Below are 15,567 nucleotides of genomic sequence, written 5' to 3'. Positions count from 1 at the left end.
ATTTATCTCTTATATGATTTTGTAATGAGAAATTCATCTACTATGACAAGAGCAAGCATAGCTTCTGCAATAGGAACACCTCTTATGCCGACACATGGGTCGTGTCTACCTTTAGTTATAACAGTGGTATCATTACCATTTATATCAATACTTTTACCAGGTTGTAATATGCTTGATGTTGGTTTAAATGCTAACTTAGCTGTTATATCCTGGCCTGTAGAAATGCCACCTAAAATACCGCCAGCATGATTTGAGAGGAATCCTTTTGCTTTAGTGATTTCATCGCGATGCTGACTACCTTTTTGCGCAACACAGTCAAATCCATCTCCGATACTGACTGCTTTAACAGCATTTATACTCATTAGAGCATGAGCAATATTTGCATCTAGTCTATCAAATACCGGTCTACCTAATCCAGCCTCTAGTCCTGATGCAATTACTGTGACTTCAGCACCAATAGAATCACCTTCTTTACGTATCTTATGGATTAAGTCTTCACAGCTTGATATAGCACTTTCATCTGCGATGAAAAAAGGGTTTTGGTTTATAAAAGTTTTATCTTTGAAATTTATTCTAAGGTCACCAATTTGTGAGCAAAAACCAAAGATTTCTATATTATGATGTTTTAATATCTTTTTAGCGATTGCTCCAGCAGCAACACGCATAGCAGTTTCTCTTGCTGATGACCTTCCACCACCACGATAATCACGAATACCATATTTTTGGGTATAAGTATAATCAGCGTGACCAGGACGAAACTTATCTTTGATATCACCATAATCTTTTGATTTTTGATCTTGATTTTTAATAACAAGACCAATTGGTGTGCCAGTTGTTCTACCCTCAAAAACACCTGATATAATCTTAACTTCATCAGGTTCTTTGCGTTGAGTTGTGAATTTGGATTGACCAGGTTTACGTCTATCTAGTTCTAGTTGAATATCTGCCTCACATAATGGAATATTGCTAGGGCAGCCATCTATAATTGCTGCAAGCGAGTCCCCATGGCTCTCACCACAAGTTGTTACTGTAAAAATTTTGCCGAAAGTATTTCCTGACATGCTTTGTAATAGTATGTAATTTATACATTTATAATAGCATAAATATGGAATCATTTTACCTATATAAAGAAGTATAAATTATTTAAAGATATTTGAGTTCAGTCAACGATATGATTTTGTCTTAACGAGTATCTCAAAAGAATCATTACAGATTTTATAATTGCATACTTTATTTATGTTCTACTAAAAATGTAATAGCTTATTAAAATAGCAATTTCTATCTTCTACTATTCTTATGGTAGTATAATTTTTGAAGAGCAAGTATTGATATGATTACAAACATTGCTATGATATTTGTTTTTACAATAATAGGCCAGTTTAGAAGAAAGCTACTACACAAGTCGCATATAACTCCAAGCCATGCAAATATTATAAACAAATCACCATATCCTACAAATATCTGCTGTTTATAATTTTTATATATTTGAGGTAACCAATATAAAAAGTGGACTATTAGACTTATAGTTCCAGCAGCCTCAAAAATAAAATATGATTTTGAGCTTATAGCTAATATAGTAATAAAGAAAAGCATTACAAAGATAATATTAAGGTTCTTTGATTGGTGTTTATTGTTAAAAGAAATCTGTATCTGTTGGATAGTTATACCTATAAGATAAACGACAACTATAGTTAAATATTGCCAATTTAAATTAAAACCAATAGCTTGGATTAAATTGCATAGAACTACTATTAACATTCCAAACTGAGTAAGTAGACTAATATTGTTTAAAGCATGTTTTTCTCTAAAATTATGTATTATCTGAGGTACGAACTGTATCAAATAAATAAGGAATGAGATATTTAAAGTTATTTTACCTAGTGTTTGCATGTTAGTGACTAGGACTCCTATTTGAAAAATTAGCTGTCATAACAACATGATTTGTATCTTCAGCAACACTATAGAATGATTCTTTTATAAATTTTATTACCTCGATAAAATCACCTCTAAGATAAGAGCAGAAATGTTTATGTTTGTAGTTTAGGTTACTAGATTTTAGTTTATTGATTATCTTATATATTTTATCCATATATTCTGTGTTTTTTAGTGGCATAATAGCAAATTGAGCAGCTGTATCAAACTTAGTCTTTATATTGATTTCTTGGCATTCTTGGCTTGGGTGGCAAAGTTTATCATCTTCCTCGCCTGGGCAACCAATTGAAAATATAGTGCTCATAGCAATATGCCCATCAAATACTTCTAAGCATTTAGTGTATACATTTGAAATATAATTAAAAACATTATCAATGTTACCTATCACGGTTGTGCTAACATCATCAGTAGATGTTTTAACTTGATATGGTTTAATTTCTTTTAAAGCATTGATAATTACATCTGTATAATTATCCGTCATTGGATATATTGAAAATTGACAACCAATAAACATATGTATGAGAAGTTTATTATGATAGGCATAGTTTAAATAAAGTTAGTAACAAATGAAATGTTAGAATTTAATTTCTTTGTACTGAAACTTCTGTAGCAGTAATAATGATATGATAGGGAACATAATTATAGCATTTAATATAAATACTAGATCCCAAGAGAGTAGTATTGCACTTAGTAAATATAAAATAGTTCCTATAAAAGCAATTAATATAAATATTAAGCTAAATCCATCAGCACGTTTTTGTTTGTAGTTTTTATAAATTTGAGGGAACCAATATAAAATATTTGTAGCAAAACCTATATGACTAATGATGTTATATAATTTGGTATTGTTTGATCCCATTGCAAGCATAGCTAGGGCAAATAAAGCAATAAAACTCAAATTTATAACTTCAGGCATCTTCTTGTGATAAAAAGATATTTGAAGCTGTTGTGTACATACCCCGATTAGATAGATCATAGCAACTGCAGCATATTGCCAATCATATCCAAAGCCAATAGTTTCGACAATATCGCATAGTAATGTAATAAATATACCAAATTGTGTTAAAAGACTAATGTTCGAGAGGTTTTGCTTATTTCTGAAGTTATGTATTATCTGTGGCACAAATTGAATACAATATATCAAGAAAGAAGCATTAAGAACAATCTGTCCTAAGAATTCCTTACTGATAATCAACTCCACATGATAAAACTTAAGTAGATCATATCATTTATTAAAATTAGGACAATAGTTTTAAGTATTACTTCGAATCTTTATTAGAGAAAAGGTGCAAATATACTCCGTAGCCTTGTTTTTTCATATCTTCTTTAGGAATAAATTTAAGTGCTGCTGAGTTCATACAATATCTTTTACCCGTAGGTGCTGGACCATCGTTAAACACATGTCCTAGATGAGAGTTTCCATATTTTGATAGAACTTCTGTACGACTCATAAACCAGCTATTATCTTTTTTTATTTTGATAAATTTTTTATCAATGGGCTTTGTAAAACTTGGCCAACCTGTACCAGATTTATATTTGTCAGTAGAGCTAAAGAGTGGTTCTCCAGAGACAATATCTACATATATTCCTTGCTTATGATTATCCCAGTATTTGTTGTGAAAAGCTCTTTCTGTACCACCTTTTTGAGTTACGTAGTATTCTTGCTTAGTTAGCTTTGTTAAAGCTTCTTGTTTATTGAAATCCTGCCAAGAAGCAGTAGCACAGTATGCTAACGTAGGAATTATTAAAAATATACATAGAAATAGTCTTTTCATAAATATTCCTTAAGAGTTTAGTTCAGCTAAAGCTTTTTTAACTCCTTCTGCATAACTAGAATCTATCTTAGCAAAGTGCTCCAACTGTCTTTCTATGATAAAATCAGGCACACCATCCATGGCTTCAGCAATATTGCTATAAAGACGCTGTTTTTGACCTTCATCAAATAACTTATAAAGCTCTCTTGGCTGAGCATAGTCATCATTACCAACCCTGTGATCGTAGTAATCTGCATCACCATTAATTTTTAATGGTGGCTCTTTATAACTTGCATCCTCAGCAGGGCCGTTGAAACTATTTGGCTCATAATATGCATCTGGATTTTTAGCAAAATTATCAAAAAATCTCATAGATCCATCTTTATGATAATGATGTACTGGACATTTAGGTGCATTTACAGGTAATGCTTCATAATGAGTGCCCAAACGATAACGATGAGCATCAGCATAAGAAAATATACGTGCTTGCAAGACTTTGTCTGGAGAAAACCCAATGCCAGGTACGATATTTGATGGGCTAAATGCAGCTTGCTCAATCTCAGCAAAATAATTATCTGGGTTACAGTTTAACTCTAAAACTCCCACATCCATTATAGGGTAATCGCCATGTGGCCAAACTTTTGTTAAATCAAATGGGTTGAACTTAGCTTTTTCAGCTTCTTCTTCAGCCATTATTTGAACCTGCACATTCCATTTAGGGAACTCGCCTCTTTCAATAGCGCCAAATAATGATTCTTGATGTCCTTCACGTGTTTTACCAATAACTTCCGCAGCTTCTGCATTAGTGTAGTGCTCATGACCTTGTTGAGTTTTAAAATGCCACTTCACCCAATAACGCTTATCGTCTGAGCTTATCAAACTTAGAGTGTGGGATGAGTAGCCATTCATATGCATAGGAGTTTTTGGACAGCCTCTATCAGAAAATAGTATCGTAACTTGATGTAAACTCTCAGGAGATTGCGACCAAAAATCCCACATTGCAGTAGCACTGCGTAGATTTGTTTTGGGATGGCGTTTTTGTGTATGGATAAAATCTGGGAATTTACGCGGATCTCTTATAAAGAAAACAGGTGTGTTATTACCAACTAAATCCCAATTGCCTTCTTCAGTATAGAATTTTAGTGCAAAGCCACGAACATCACGCTCATTATCAGCAGCCCCAAGTTCTCCAGCAACTGTAGAAAAGCGCAGTAAAACTTGTGTTTCTTTACCATTCTCAAGAAACTTTGCTCTACTATATTTAGCTATTTCTGGATTGGTAACTTTAAATGTTCCATAAGCTCCCCAACCTTTAGCATGTACCACACGTTCGGGGATACGTTCACGATTTTGATGCGCTAACTTCTCAATAAGTTGATAGTCTTGTAATAAAACTGGACCACGCTCACCAGCAGTTAGTGAGTTTTGATTATTTGCTACGGGACAACCTGCAGTAGTTGTCATAGTTGATTTTTTGCTCATATTAATCACCTTTACTTATATATGATTTAATAAATTATCCTTCATGAATTTCATTGTATAGAGATGTTTTTAGAAAATAAATATAAGCATGATATATCTTATTTATGTAAACAATATATTTTTATTATGAGATGGTTTATAAAACCAGTTCAAAGGTGGCTATAAAAATTAATTGCTCTTGAAAACATGGATTATACATATAAATATTTGTATGATGGTAGTGTGTCAGACACATATTAACTAGAGGTATAGGAATGAATAGTTTTTGTAAAGTGTTAGGTATTAGTACATTCATGGTGCTTATGTCAGGGTGTTCTTTATTTGAGAAAAAACCGTATGATCGTGGTCATGATGGTGAGTTAATTGTACATCTAAAGGACGTTAAAACTCATAAAGAAGTCGGAACGATTACAATATCACCATATATCCATGATGGTAAAGAGGATGGTATGTTAATAACACCGCATCTATACAACTTGCCTGGGCCAAACACTCATGGCATGCATATCCATATTAATCCAAGTTGTGATAACAATGGTCAAGCAGCAGGGGGACATTGGGATCCTCAACATAATGACAAACATCTTGGACCATACAATGACAATGGCCATAAAGGAGATTTACCTGTATTAGTTATTGATGCTGATGGAACATCTACAAAACCCGTTGTTGCGCCGAAGTTAGATTCTCTAGAGGAGTTGGTTGGACATAGTTTGATGATTCACGAAGGTTCTGACAACTATTCTGATAATCCTAAGCCTCTAGGAGGGGGCGGTGATAGAATGTGGTGTGGAACTATAGGCGATTAGCTACTCTTATGACAAGTAATCTAAAATGCCTTTTTTAAGAAAGTAGTAGGTCTTATTAATTTAGTAGTTTTCTTTTTTGATAGATAAAAGTATACGCAGCAAGGAATGAGCATTGCAGGTACGCCAAAGTAAAATGCACCTCTTAATTCATCATTAAATAATGTTAAGATTAAGCATAAAACTTGTATCCATATCCCAAATAATGAAATATATGGAAATAGAGGAGCTTTAAATAGCATTTTATCAGTAGCTTTTTTTCTTATAAGCTGTTTTCTAAAGTTATATTGCGACCAGCAGATACAGATCCAGCAAATTGTAGCTGTAAATCCAGACATTGCTAACAAGTTAGTAAAAGCAGCTGATGCTGATAATTTAAAAGAGAGTATTAAAAATACCCATATTGCTGCAATACTTACATAAACAGAATAATGAGGAATAGAAGCTGAGTTTAGCTTTCTAAATATGCTTGGAGCCATTCTTGATTTAGATAAACCATATAATGAACGAACAGCCGCATAGAAGCCACTATTTGCACAAGAAAAAGCAGCTATTAAAACTACAAAGGCAAATACAGCAGCAAATTTATCTAAGTGATAGTGTTGCAGAGCAGCAGCAAAGACTGAGTCTGTTAAATCCATTTTCTGCCAAGGAAAAATTAGTGCTAATAGAAAAACAGGTATTACATATAAGCCAACTATTCTTATAGCAACATGTTTTGCTATTCTTGGCATCTGTTTTTCAGCATTATTTGATTCACCCGCCGCTAGACCTATAATTTCTGAGCCTTGGAAGTTCACTAATAGCATTACCATAGTTGTTATTAAGATAAGTTTTCCTTTAGGGAAAAAACCTTCTTCTCCAACTATATAAGTAGTGCCTATAGCAGTATTAGTATCATTTTGTATAACATTAAAAAATATCAATATTGCCACGACACTAAATAGAGCAAGAGCAATGATTTTTATTAATGACAGCCAAAACTCAATCTCACCAAAAATTTTAACCTTTGTTAGGTTGATAACTGTTATAAATAAACCAAACAATGTTGCCCACATAAAAGTAGGAACTGATGGTAGAAATGTATGCATAATTATCCCACCAGCAATACATTCCGATGGGATATAGATTATCCAGTTAAGCCAGTATGACCATCCCATGCCACAAGCTATAGATGGGGATACATATTTAGCAGTATAGTAAATAAAAGATCCAGAGTTTGGGGAGTTAGCTGTTAGCTCTGCTAAGCACAAAGTAACTGCATAAACTATAATACCTGCTAATATATAAGCTAAAATAGCTGCTGGACCAACCTCTGAGAGAACATATCCTGTACCTAAAAAGAAACAAGAACCAATGATACCGCCAAGAGCAATTAGCTCTATATGGCGAGGTTTTAGAGTTTTAGCTAACGCCATACTACTACCTCCAAAATTGTTACACAAAGTACCTGAAAATACAGATTATTATTTTTTTAGTTTATTAAGTTTTTAGTACTTTGAATTTTGCTGATAGCTAGTTACTATCGGTAGTTCATAGCACTAAACTCATACAAAAATACTTAGATATGATTTCTGTATTCTCATGTACTTCATGTATGAGGTGAGCGAATTATATGCCTGTTTTTTACTTTGTCAATTAAAATTTACACTTGGAGAAAACTTGAATTAATAGTGCTTTTATTTAATAATGTTACCTAGCTTAAAATACTATAAACATCGGAGTTAAAATGTCTAATTTAAATGAGGTTGGTAAAGTTTATGAGCGTCCTTGGGGAACTTATCAAACAATTAATTTTACAGATAAAAGTCAAACTAAAATAATCACTGTAAAACCTAAAGGTCAGCTTTCGCTACAAAAGCATTTTAAAAGAGCTGAGCATTGGGTAGTTGTAACGGGTAAACCTACTATAACAGTTGATGAAAATGTAAAAGAATATAATGTTGGTGAACATATTTTTATTCCTAAAGAATCTGTGCATAGATTAGAGAATTTTACAGATAGTGATATTCAAATTATCGAAGTACAGGTCGGTGATTATCTTGGTGAAGATGACATTGTTCGTTTAGAAGATATTTATAAACGTGATTAATTTTTAAATATTATCCTAAAAAGTCTACCTATTATTTCTCTATCATCTAAAATACTAGTTATAAAGATTTTTGAATAATCCGGAGAAATAATGTCTATAAAGTCAAAAGCTGCTGTTGCTTATAAAGCGGGAGCACCACTTTCAGTAGAAATGGTAAACGTTGCATTACCTAAAGATAATGAAGTTTTAGTTGAGATTAAAGCTACGGGGATTTGTCATACAGATGCCTTTACATTATCTGGCAGAGATCCAGAAGGACTTTTTCCTGCTATATTAGGACATGAGGGAGCAGGTGTGGTTGTAGAAGTTGGTAAAAATGTAAAGTCAGTTAAAAAGGGTGATCATGTTATAGCTCTCTATACACCAGAATGTAGAGAATGTAATTTTTGTCTAAATCCAAAAACCAACCTATGTCAATCAATAAGAGAAACTCAAGGTAAGGGTTTAATGCCAGATGGTAGTTCTAGGTTTACAACACAAGATGGTAGAGATATTTTCCATTATATGGGTTGCTCAACTTTCTCAAACTATACTGTTTTACCGGAGATAGCGGTTGCTAAAATTCGTAAAGATGCACCTTTGGATAAGGTTTGTTATATTGGTTGTGGTGTGACAACTGGAGTCGGTGCAGTTGTTAAGACAGCAAATGTTGAGGCAGGCTCAAGTGTAGTCGTATTTGGTCTTGGTGGGATTGGTCTAAATGTGATCCAAGGAGCTAAGCTGGTTGGGGCAGGACAGATTGTTGGAGTTGACCTTAATAATGATAAAAAAGAGTTAGCTGAAAAGTATGGCATGACAGATTTCGTTAACCCTAATGAAATTGACGAGGATATAGTTCAGCATCTTATTAGATTAACAGGTGGTGGAGCGGACTATAGTTTTGAGTGTATTGGTAATACTGAGGTTATGCGTCAAGCTTTAGAATGTGTGCATAAAGGTTGGGGTGAAAGTGTGATAATAGGTGTTGCTGGAGCTGGTGAAGAGATTTCTACTCGACCGTTTCAGTTAGTTACAGGACGTACCTGGAAAGGTTCAGCTTTTGGTGGTATGAGAGGTAGAACAGATGTACCTATGATAGTTGACTGGTATATGGATGGTCGTATTGACATTGATAATCTTATTACATCAAATATTAAGATAGAAGATATTAATAAAGGTTTTGAAGAAATGCACAATAATATTAGAACAGTTGTTACTTTCTAAAATCAAAAAATCTTTATTTTTCTAAAATATAATCGCCACTAATATTATATTTATTCAGATATTTTGTGCTTCCTGTTACATAGAGAGCATATTTATCTGACTTATCAGGACTAGTTATTTTGATTGTGTAATTGGTATCTTTAGGGGCTAAAAACTGTATAAAGTTAATATACTTACGACTATTTGACTCAGCGATTAAATTCCCATTAGAACTATATAATTGTATATCAAAATAATTAAACAATTGTTCTGGAATGACCAGAATAGTAACAACTTGCTTTTCATCATTATTAATAACATAGTCATCACTATAATTCTCTTTTAGATTACCTAAAGTTACAAAAGAAGTGTCAAGATCTTTTTTACTAGCAGCATACTCTGCTTTATAAAGTTCATATAGATCAAATGATCTTTTTGAATCACTATCAAAAGGTACATCTATCTTTGTTACAATATGTCCATCTTTGTCAGTATAGTTGCCTTGTTCATCTCTAGAGTAGCCATGAGCTCCAATTGGACCTAGAGGCCCAAGAGCACCTACCGGTCCAAAAGGTCCAACAGTTCCTAATACTCCCCATAATCCTAGTGCGCGGACATGAACAGCAAAATTATTTAGTTCAAAAAGATCACCGTAATAGTAGCTATTTTCAGTGTATGGGCCTAAGAATCCAAGCGGGCCATCTTCGGAGAGAGGACCGTAAAATGATTTAAAATAATCTGTGAAATAAGGATATGTGCTAGGATCAAAAGATTTTAGCTTTTGCACGGGTCCATCTTTACCAAGAGGTCCTGCTGACCCAATAGGACCATATTTCCCTAAAGGACCATTTTCATATAAATAAATGATATTTGTAATATCAACCGTAGGTTGTATAGAAGAGGTGTTATCATTAAGGTTCTCAATGCTTGATGCAGTTACATATTTAATATTTGAATAATCATCTTGCCAATTGCTATTTACATCAGATGCGTTAGCTAATGTATAGCAAAGCGTTAAAGCTATGGTAGGTAACAAAAATCTTAGTTTTTTCATAATATAAAGTAAAATTTTTACAAACTATATTAGAGATTAACCTGTATGAAAAATTAAGGCAATAAGTATTATTTAGAATTGTAAACTTTAATAGCTTTATCAAGAAGCTCTAAAGCTCTTCTTAGTGAGTTTTCTTCAAGGATATATGCTATCCTGATTTCATCTTTACCAAGGCCTTTAGTAGCATAAAAATCAGCTGCTGGAGATACCATAACTGTCTCTTTATTATCCTCAAAATCAGTAAGTAACCAAAGAGCAAACTTCTCAGCATCATCAATCGGAAGTTTAGCTACTACATAAAAAGCACCAGTAGGCTTCTCACAAACAACACCATCAATATTTGATAGAATTTCAAAAGTTACATCTCTTCTTTTTTGGTATTCTTTATTTACTTCTTGTAAGTATTCTTGTGATACTTCATATAGTGCAGCAGAACCAATTTGCTCAAGAGTTGGTACACATAGTCTAGCTTGGCATAGCTTTGTAACTTCTCTGATAAAATCTTTATTTTTTGAACAAAGAGAACCGATTCTAGCTCCACATGCACTATATCTTTTTGATACAGAGTCAACGATTATTACTCTATCTTCTACGCCTTTGATATTGCCAAATGAAGTACAAGTAAGACCATCATAAGTAAACTCACGGTATACTTCGTCACTAATGATAAATAGATCTTTCTCTTTAGCAACTTCTGCTAGAGTTTCTAGTTCTTCTTTTGTATATACAACACCAGTAGGATTACCTGGGTTTGAAATCATAATTGCACGAGTTTTATCGGTTACACATGCTATGATTTCTTCTTTTGATGGTAGATGAAAACCTTCTTCAGCTTTTGTGGTAATTGGTTTTATAGCAACATCAACAGCTGTGGTGAAACCATTATAGTTTGTGTAGAAAGGCTCTGGAACTAATATCTCCTCACCAGCATTACAAGTAGCAATTGCTGCAAATATAAGTGCCTCTGAGCCGCCATTTGTAATTAGAATTTCATCTTCTGCAAAATCCATATCAAATCTTTTGTAGTATTTTGAAATAGCTTTGATTAGGCTTGGTTCACCATTAGCTACAGAGTATGCAATAGTTTCTTCATCAAAAGCTCTGATTGCATCCATAAATTCGCTAGGAGTTTTGATATCAGGTTGTCCAATATTCAAGTGAAATACTTTTTTACCTTCTTTTTGAGCTTGGATTGAATATGGTACTAATTTACGTACAGGAGAAGCTTGCATCGCCTGTACTCTTTTTGATAATTGCATTTTAAAATCCTTTTAGGTTTGAAATTAATCTAAGAATTGCATAGCGATTATAATATATTTTCTAGGTTGATAAAATATGTTTTGTTACTATTAACGGAGTTAGTATGATAAATAATAATAGTTGTATAACTACTAAAGAATAGATATATTAATCTAGGTGTAATATCAATTATTTACAAGATCTATGCTACTACATTTATCAATAAAAAACTTTGCAATTATAAAATCTACAGAGATTGATTTTAAAGAAGGAATGACTGTACTTACAGGTGAAACTGGAGCGGGTAAATCTATATTACTTGATGCTCTTAGTTTTGTATTAGGTGCGAGACTTGAAAAGACTTTCTTACAGGATGACAAGGTTACAGAGGTATCGGCCACTTTTTGCATTAAGGATAATGCAAGAGCTAAGAGATTGTTAGATGAGCTTTTTATTGATTGTGAAAATAATGAGTGTACCTTTAGAAGAGTTGTAAATAAATCTAAACAAAGCCGACTTTTTATAAATGGCAGTGTTGTCAAAGCGTCAGATGTCAAAAAGGTATCTGATAAACTGATAAATATTTATAGTCAAAACTCACATCAAGATTTATTAGATCCAAAATCGCAATTAAGTCTCCTTGATAGTTTTGCAAATAATGATGAGCTTCTAAAAAAAGTATCTAACTCTTTTTATCAGTTACAAAAAATAAATACTGAAATTGTGCAATTACAAGAGCATATTGATAGTCAAAACAGTCAGAAAGAGCTTTTAGAATATAAGCTAGATGAATTAGTAACTCTAGAACTTGCAGAGAATGAATTTGAAGAGCTTTCTCAAAGACAAAAGAGTTTATCTAGTGTTGATGAGATTAGCTATAGTTTGAATTATATTTCTAATCTTATGTACGATGATGAAACTAATATCACGGCTATGCTTACAGAGCTAGAAAAGGAAGCCTCAAAACTAGATGATATAGTTTTTAAGAACTTACAAGAATTGATATCTCAAACCAAAGTTTATGCTCAAGAGGGTTACGATGAAGCTCAAATCCAGCTTGAATCATTAGAGCAAGATCCAGAGGAGCTTGCAAAAGTAGATCATAGAATGAGTGAAATATATGATCTTGCGCGTAAGCACAAAGTCGAACCAAGCTATTTGTATCAGTACATAGATGAGTTACAAGTGGAGCTGGAAGGTTTTAGTCAAGATAGTACAAAATTAGCAAAACTTACAGAGCAAAGGCAGGTTTTAGATAGTGAATATAATGAACTTGCAACAAAGCTTAGTAAGGCTCGTAAGCTAGCAGCTAAAGAATTTTCGAAACAGGTTGAGAAAAATATCCGATCTTTGAATATTCCAAAGGGTAGTTTTGTCGCGCAAGTTTTAGATAGTGAAACAAAAGCATCTAAAGGAACCGATGAGTGTCAATTTATGATTAATTTTAACCTAGGTGAGCAATTAGCACCTGTCAAAAGAGTTGCTTCTGGTGGCGAACTTAGTAGGATAGGACTATCAATCCAGGCTGTATCAGCTGAGAAGAGATCTTATCCAACCTTGGTTTTTGATGAAGTCGATGTTGGAATATCTGGCGCCACAGCAGAGATAGTTGGTAAGCTTCTCAGAAAATTATCAGAAAAATTACAAGTGCTATGTATCACACATCAACCACAAGTAGCAGCACAAGGACAAATACATTTACATGTATCTAAGAAATATCTTAAAGATTCTACAGAGTCAAAAATTATAGAGCTTAATCAAGAGCAGCGAGTTCAAGAGATAGCTAAGATAGTTGGTGGTGTTGATATTTCAGAGAAAGCTCTTTCTCATGCTAGGGAATTGTTAGGTTTGTATTAAATACTTTATGAACTACTTTTTTAAAAGAACTTGAGTAAGGATTTAAGAGTTGTTGAAGAATGTTTTGTTTGAAAGGTGTAGCCTTGTGAATATGATGAGAGGAAAGTTGAGAAAATTAACTAGTAAAGGTATTTTCACAAGCTTTTGGTGTATTTCTAGTAGCAATATCTGAAGCATTTGCATTATGTAGGCAAGTCCACTTAAAAATTGCACCATTAATTACACCAACTAATCGAAGTGTATCATTGGAATTTGTAAATATATTAGAGTTTCTCTCATGCATGTTTATTTCAATGGTTGCTCCAGATATGCTGCTATTTATCACAGAAATTCCTGGAGGGGTATTATATGTCATAGTAGAAGGGTCTTGAGAATTGCTAATATAATCTTCTATCTGCGCTTTAACACCACCAGTTACATTTATAGCCTCTGTCATAATAGTTCTTTCTTTATAGTTTGAATAAATGGGCGTTGCTATAGCAGCGAGTATTGCAATTACTCCTATAACAACTATTAATTCAACTAAAGTAAAGCCTTTGGTGTTTCTCATATATGGTATATAAAGCTTTTAATATGCTATTATAATCATTATATATGAAAAACACTAGAAGATAAATTACTGAATATTAGATATAAAAAAAGTCACTTAAGTGACTTTTTTAGTTTTAATAAGGTATATATATGGATTTATTAGCCAGTACAGTTTGAAGGTTTAACTGATGAACTAACGCTAGATCCAGATACGTCACATGTCCAAGTTATTGCTCCTGATACTACAGAAGGAGACATTATGATATCAGCATCTGATCCAACTACACTGTCAACAGGTAACTTAATTGTACCATCAGCATCAACGCTAGCACCTGATGGTATGGAGCTTGGAGCTGTAATACCACTAGGAGTACTACCTACAGATGTGTTAGAGTTAGATATTTGCTCAGCAACTTCCATTTTAACACCACCTAGTTTAGCTAACTCACTGCCTAATTTAGCACGAGTAGTATAATTAGAATACATAGGGATAGCTACAGCTGCTAAGATAGCGATAATAGCAATCACAACCATTAACTCAACTAGTGAGAAACCTTTTTGCATTTGTTTTTTCATTGTTATTTCCTTTTTCTTTTGGTTTTATATTTTATAACACTTTAAAGCTTTAAAACTTATGCTTCCAGCTTTTAAGTACTTCCATTATATTTGGAAAAAACTGCTATTCAAGTATTTTTTTAAAAAAAAGATAAATTATTTTTTTGGAAAATGATACAAAAATGGTAACAGTTTTGGTGCGGTAATGTATATATTAGTATGGTTAAATAATGGTATTTTGATATACTTTCCGAATATTAAGATACTAAGTAAATGAGGTCTCTGATTATGCCTAACAGTGTAGTGAAAAAGAATTGGTATGCTTTTAAAAAATCATTTAAAAGTCCTAGAATAACAGAAGTTAATATACCAAGACTTATACAGTTAAAGTATACATTTGTACCTATATTGTTAATAATTGTATTTTTGTACTTTAATATTGATGCTTATGTTGAGAAGTATGTACAAAATGGATTTTTTTCAGGCTACTGGTATTATCTTGATAAGATCACTCATTTTGGATTAGCTTTATATTTATTAATTCCTTTGGGATTGTTTGCTATAGTTAGGTTATTTATTGATACAGACTCTTTATTAGAATCAACGAGAGATAGAATTAATGCCTTAACAGCTGCAACACTTTTTCTTATAGCAACTGTTGCAATTAGTGGTATTATTGGTCAAATACTGAAGTTTATGATTGGTAGGGCTAGACCAAAATTTTTCTTAGAATATGGGTCGCAATACTTTGAGCATTTTCATAAACCTGGTTATGATTTTGCTAGTATGCCATCTGGTCACTCTATTACCGTTGCAGCATTCTATGTTGGCTTGATATATTTATTGCCAAGGTTCAGAGTATTGTGGGTGTTTTTAGCGCTGTTAATTGCTTTTAGTCGGGTTGCTTTAGGGTCGCATTATCCTAGTGATGTGATTTTCGGTTTGGCTGTTGGAGCATATACTACAATTTTTATCTATTATTGGATGAGGAATAGAAATTTTCTAAAACCAACAAATACAAAGAAATTATCCTAAAAAATTCCCAAACATAATTGAAGTTTGATATCATATAACTATCTTTAC

At 32.9% G+C, this 15,567-nt stretch carries 16 protein-coding genes; 5 read left to right on the top strand and 11 right to left on the bottom strand.

Annotated elements, in window-relative coordinates; all coding sequences use genetic code 11:
- Positions 1-2: 2 nt before the first annotated feature.
- The 6 genes from aroC to QI37_RS04520 all read right to left on the bottom strand — a co-directional run bounded on the left by aroC (position 3) and on the right by QI37_RS04520 (position 5,168).
- Entirely contained in the window at positions 3-1,061 is a 1,059-nt protein-coding gene (aroC, locus tag QI37_RS04545; protein ID WP_040008953.1) for a chorismate synthase, read from the bottom strand.
- A gap of 217 nt (positions 1,062-1,278) precedes the next feature.
- Complete coding sequence (locus QI37_RS04540) at positions 1,279-1,890, bottom strand: PQ-loop repeat-containing protein (protein ID WP_040008951.1); 612 nt, start codon at positions 1,888-1,890, stop codon at positions 1,279-1,281.
- 1 nt (position 1,891) lies between these two features.
- Complete coding sequence (locus QI37_RS04535; protein ID WP_158409067.1) at positions 1,892-2,413, bottom strand: YkoF family thiamine/hydroxymethylpyrimidine-binding protein; 522 nt, start codon at positions 2,411-2,413, stop codon at positions 1,892-1,894.
- Between the two features lie 93 nt (positions 2,414-2,506).
- On the bottom strand, positions 2,507-3,133 hold the full coding sequence (locus QI37_RS04530) for a PQ-loop repeat-containing protein (protein ID WP_235261402.1): 627 nt from the start codon (positions 3,131-3,133) through the stop codon (positions 2,507-2,509).
- A 58-nt stretch (positions 3,134-3,191) separates the two neighbouring features.
- Positions 3,192-3,707 (bottom strand): peptide-methionine (R)-S-oxide reductase MsrB, encoded by a 516-nt coding sequence (gene msrB / locus QI37_RS04525; protein WP_040008947.1) that lies wholly within the window; start codon positions 3,705-3,707, stop codon positions 3,192-3,194.
- Between the two features lie 9 nt (positions 3,708-3,716).
- Entirely contained in the window at positions 3,717-5,168 is a 1,452-nt protein-coding gene (locus QI37_RS04520; RefSeq protein WP_040008944.1) for a catalase, read from the bottom strand.
- Positions 5,169-5,422: 254 nt separating this feature from the next.
- On the opposite strand from QI37_RS04520, the gene QI37_RS04515 reads away from it, so the two are divergent.
- Entirely contained in the window at positions 5,423-5,977 is a 555-nt protein-coding gene (locus QI37_RS04515; RefSeq protein ID WP_040008942.1) for a superoxide dismutase family protein, read from the top strand.
- A 20-nt stretch (positions 5,978-5,997) separates the two neighbouring features.
- Here QI37_RS04515 and QI37_RS04510 read toward each other — a convergent pair whose 3' ends face one another.
- A complete protein-coding gene (locus tag QI37_RS04510) occupies positions 5,998-7,392 on the bottom strand; it encodes an amino acid permease (protein WP_040008939.1) in 1,395 nt (464 codons plus the stop codon).
- A gap of 311 nt (positions 7,393-7,703) precedes the next feature.
- On the opposite strand from QI37_RS04510, the gene QI37_RS04505 reads away from it, so the two are divergent.
- Together QI37_RS04505 and QI37_RS04500 are read left to right on the top strand one after the other, a co-directional pair.
- The gene (locus QI37_RS04505; RefSeq protein ID WP_040008937.1) at positions 7,704-8,066 is read left to right on the top strand and encodes a phosphomannose isomerase type II C-terminal cupin domain; all 363 of its coding nucleotides are present in this window, start codon (positions 7,704-7,706) and stop codon (positions 8,064-8,066) included.
- A 90-nt stretch (positions 8,067-8,156) separates the two neighbouring features.
- The gene (locus QI37_RS04500; RefSeq protein ID WP_040008935.1) at positions 8,157-9,269 is read left to right on the top strand and encodes an S-(hydroxymethyl)glutathione dehydrogenase/class III alcohol dehydrogenase; all 1,113 of its coding nucleotides are present in this window, start codon (positions 8,157-8,159) and stop codon (positions 9,267-9,269) included.
- Between the two features lie 13 nt (positions 9,270-9,282).
- On the opposite strand, the gene QI37_RS04495 is transcribed toward QI37_RS04500, so the two are convergent.
- Complete coding sequence (locus QI37_RS04495) at positions 9,283-10,302, bottom strand: collagen-like domain-containing protein (RefSeq protein ID WP_040008934.1); 1,020 nt, start codon at positions 10,300-10,302, stop codon at positions 9,283-9,285.
- Positions 10,303-10,370: 68 nt separating this feature from the next.
- A complete protein-coding gene (locus tag QI37_RS04490; protein WP_040008932.1) occupies positions 10,371-11,561 on the bottom strand; it encodes a pyridoxal phosphate-dependent aminotransferase in 1,191 nt (396 codons plus the stop codon).
- Positions 11,562-11,745: 184 nt separating this feature from the next.
- On the opposite strand from QI37_RS04490, the gene recN reads away from it, so the two are divergent.
- Positions 11,746-13,398, top strand: coding sequence for a DNA repair protein RecN (gene recN, locus QI37_RS04485; RefSeq protein ID WP_040008931.1), 1,653 nt, complete (start codon positions 11,746-11,748; stop codon positions 13,396-13,398).
- A 115-nt stretch (positions 13,399-13,513) separates the two neighbouring features.
- On the opposite strand, the gene QI37_RS04480 is transcribed toward recN, so the two are convergent.
- Together QI37_RS04480 and QI37_RS04475 are read right to left on the bottom strand one after the other, a co-directional pair.
- Positions 13,514-13,948, bottom strand: a complete 435-nt coding sequence (locus tag QI37_RS04480; protein WP_040008929.1) for a pilin — start codon at positions 13,946-13,948, stop codon at positions 13,514-13,516.
- 140 nt (positions 13,949-14,088) lie between these two features.
- On the bottom strand, positions 14,089-14,505 hold the full coding sequence (locus QI37_RS04475; protein ID WP_040008928.1) for a pilin: 417 nt from the start codon (positions 14,503-14,505) through the stop codon (positions 14,089-14,091).
- Positions 14,506-14,772: 267 nt separating this feature from the next.
- Here QI37_RS04475 and QI37_RS04470 point away from each other — a divergent pair, with 267 nt between their 5' ends.
- The gene (locus QI37_RS04470) at positions 14,773-15,519 is read left to right on the top strand and encodes a phosphatase PAP2 family protein (RefSeq protein WP_040008926.1); all 747 of its coding nucleotides are present in this window, start codon (positions 14,773-14,775) and stop codon (positions 15,517-15,519) included.
- Positions 15,520-15,567 lie beyond the last annotated feature (48 nt).

It is taken from the genome of Candidatus Francisella endociliophora (genome assembly GCF_000764555.1).
GTDB lineage: Bacteria > Pseudomonadota > Gammaproteobacteria > Francisellales > Francisellaceae > Francisella > Francisella endociliophora.
Note: the sequence above shows the minus strand (reverse complement) of the source record. Positions and strands in the feature narration are given on the sequence as shown.